At 76.3% G+C, this 3,508-nt stretch carries 1 protein-coding gene; it reads right to left on the reverse strand.

From position 1 onward, the window contains the following. Positions 1–3,508 (reverse strand): acyltransferase domain-containing protein (locus tag ACFVV1_RS40720; protein WP_390000666.1); only part of this gene is annotated, 3,508 nt, incomplete at both ends.

The raw sequence follows: 3,508 nt of genomic DNA on the forward strand, positions 1-3,508 counted from the left end.
GCCATGCCGACGCCGCCTGCGGCTGCGTGGACGAGGAGGCGTTCGCCGGCGCGGAGGCCGGCGAGGTCGACCAGCCCGTAGTACGCGGTCAGGTAGACCACCGGGAGGGCGGCGCCCTGCGCGAAGGTGAACCCCTCGGGCATCGGGACGATCATCCGGCGGTCGGCGATCGCGACCGGTCCGAACGCATCGAGGACCAGGCCCAGCACCCGGTCGCCGGGCGCCAGGTCGGTGACTCCGGAGCCGACTTCCAGGACCACACCGGCGGCCTCGCTGCCGAGCGGTGCCTCACCCGGGTAGAGACCCAGGGCGATCAGCACGTCGCGGAAGTTCAGGCCCGCGGCCCGCACCCCGACCCGCACCTCGTGGACTCCGAGCGGCCGGTCGCTGTCCGAGGACATCAGCGCCAGGCCCTCCAGCGAGCCCTTGCGCGCCACGCCCAGCCGCCAGGCGTTCCCGGCGAGCGAGAAGAGCTCCGCACGGCCCAGCTGGGGTACGAGGGGTTCGCCCGCACGGACCGCGATCTGCGGCTCGTCCAGGGAGGTCAGCGCCGCCCAGTCGAGGGCGTTCTGCTCGCTCCCGGCCTCCTGGCCGCCGTCGGAGTCGAGGTCGACGAGGCCGAACCGGCCCGGGTGCTCGGACTGCGCGCTGCGCACCAGACCCCACACGGGGGCCTGCGCCAGCTCGGGCGCCGAGCCGTCCGCGGCGACCGCCCGCCGGGTGACCACGACCAGCCGGGAGTCGGCGAGCGGCGCGGCGGCCAGCCACTGCTGGAGCAGACCGAGGGCGCGGGCGGCGCTCGCGTGAACGGCCTCCGCGGCGCTGCTCGCGGCACCCGCGGCGTCGGCCGCCGGGTCGGTGTCCAGGGCGGCGAGGACCGTCGTGGGCACCGGGGCGCCCTCGGCGAGGGCCTCCTCCAGGGCGGTCAGGTCCGGGTAGCGGTCCCACTCCGAGGGGGCCGAGGCGAGCTCGCCGAGGACGCAGACACGGCCCCCGTCGGCAGCCGGGGCCCCGGCCGGAACGGGCAGCCAGTCGAGCTGGTAGAGGGAGCTCTGGCCGCCGCGCTGGGCGGACTCCAGCTGGGCCAGGTCCACGGGCCTGAAGGCCATCGTCTCCACGGTCAGCAGCGGGGCGCCGTTCTCGTCGGCGAGGGCGATGCGCAGCGCGGAGTCCCCGGCGGCGCTGATCCGCACCCGGGCACGCGTGACGCCGGCAGCGGTGCCGGTGACGCCGGCGCGGACGCCGGACCAGGAGAACGGCAGATCGGCCGTGGCGCCGGGCTCCTTGTCGAGGAGACCACCGTGCAGGGCGGCGTCGAGGAGGGCCGGGTGGAGGAGGAAGCCCTCGGTGTGCGCGTCCTCCGGCAGGGAAATCTCGGTGCAGATGTCGGAGCCGGCCTTCCAGGCGGCGCGGACGCCCTGGAAGAGCGGACCGTAGTCGTAACCGGCCTCGGCGAGGCGGGGGTAGAGGGTGTCCACGGCGACGGGCCGGGCTCCGGCGGGCGGCCAGGCGGCGGGGAACGCGGGGGCCGGTTCGGCGTCGGCGGTGAGCCAGCCGCGGGCGTGGCGGGTGACCTGGCGGTCCCCGTCCTCGCCGGAGGCCTCGGGGCGCGAGTAGACGACGAGTTCACGGCGGCCGTCCTCGCCGAGGCGCCCCACGGTGATCTGGAGCTGCCGGGCGGAGTCCTCGTCAAGGAGAAGCGGAGCCTCGAGCACCAGATCGTCCAGTACGGGCGTGCCCGCCTGGCGGCCCGCGGTGAGGGCGGCCTCCACCAGGGCGGCGCCGGGCAGCAGGACCGTACCGAGGACGGCGTGGTCCTCGGTCCAGGTCTGCGCGGTACGGGCGAGCCGACCCGTGAAGATCCACTCGTCGCGGTCGCCGACCTGGACGGTGGCGGACAGCAGCGGGTGGTCGAGGCGGCCGAGGCCGGCCGCGGTGGCGTCGCCGGTGCCGGTGCCGGGCGTCAGCCAGTACCGCTCGCGCTGGAAGGCGTACGTCGGGAGCTGCACGCGCTCGGCGCCCGTACCGGCGAAGAAGGCGTGCCAGTCGATGGCGGCCCCGCCCACGTGGGCCTCGGCGAGGGAGGTGGCGAAGCGGGCCGGGCCGCCCTCGCCGCGGCGCAGCGAACCGACGGACCGGACGTGCCCGGCGGCGTCGAGGTCCTGGACGATCTCGTCGACGGCCATGGTGAGGACGGGGTGCGGGGAGAGCTCGACGAAGAGCTTCGCGCCGTTGGCGACGAGGGCGCGGACGGCGGGCTCGAAGCCGACCCGGCCGCGGAGGTTGCGGTACCAGTACGCGGCGTCGAGCTCCGCGGTGTCGAGGAAGTCCCCGCTGGCGGTGGAGTAGAAGGGGATCGTGCCGCTGCGCGGGGCGACCGGGGCCAGGAGCCGCAGCAGCTCCTCCTGGATGCCCTCGACCTGCACGGAGTGGCTGGCGTAGTCCACGGGGATGCGGCGGGCGCGGGCCCCGTCCTGCTCGCAGGCCGCCTGGAGCTCGTCGAGCGCGGCGGGCTCGCCCGCGACCACGACGGTGCCGGGGCTGTTGACGGCGGCCACCGAGATCCGGCCGTCGAACCGCTCCAGATACTTCTCCACGCGGTTCACGGGCAGCAGGACCGACATCATCCCGCCCTGCCCGGCGAGCCGTTCGCGTACGGCACGGCTGCGCAGGGCCACCACACGGGCGGCGTCGTCGAGGCTGAGGCCGCCCGCCACGTAGGCGGCGGCGATCTCGCCCTGGGAGTGGCCGACGACGGCGGACGGCTCGACGCCGTGGGAACGCCACAGCTTCGCCAGGGACACCATCACGGAGAACAGCGCGGGCTGGACGACGTCGACGCGCTCCAGGGTCGGCGCGCCGGGGGCGCCGCGCAGGACCTCCTCGAGGTTCCAGTCCACGTAGCGGGCGAGGGCCTCGCCGCACGCGGCGATCTCCTCGGCGAACACGGGCGCGGAGTCGAGGAGTTCGACGGCCATCCGCTCCCACTGGGAGCCCTGGCCGGGGAAGACGAACACGGTCTCGTCGCCACCGGGGCGGCCCTGGAAGACGTGGGCGGCGGGCTCGGCCGCGGACAGCGCGGCCAGCCCGGCCAGCAGCGCGCCCCGGTCGGTGGCGACCACGGCGGCCCGGCGCTCCAGGTGGGCGCGGGTGGTGGCCTGCGAGAAGGCCATGTCGTTCACGGAGAGGGCCGGCTCGGCGATCAGGTGCGCGCGCAGGCGGTCGGACTGGGCGCGCAGGGCGGCCTCGCTGCGGGCGGAGACCAGGACCGGCACGGCGGGCAGCTCACGGGCCGGGGCGGCGGCGGTCTCCGCGGCCTGCGGGGCGGCGGCCTCGGCCGCGGTGGCCGTGCCCTCCGGGCCGGCGGTGCCCGCCGGAGCCGCCGCCTGCGGCTGCTCCGGGAGCGCCGGGGGCTCCTCGAGGATGACGTGCGCATTCGTCCCGCTGATTCCGAAGGAGGAGATGCCCGCGCGGCGGGGGCGGTTCTCGGTGGCGGGCCACGGTTCGG

It is taken from the genome of Streptomyces sp. NPDC058092, assembly GCF_042884935.1.
Lineage (GTDB): Bacteria > Actinomycetota > Actinomycetes > Streptomycetales > Streptomycetaceae > Streptomyces.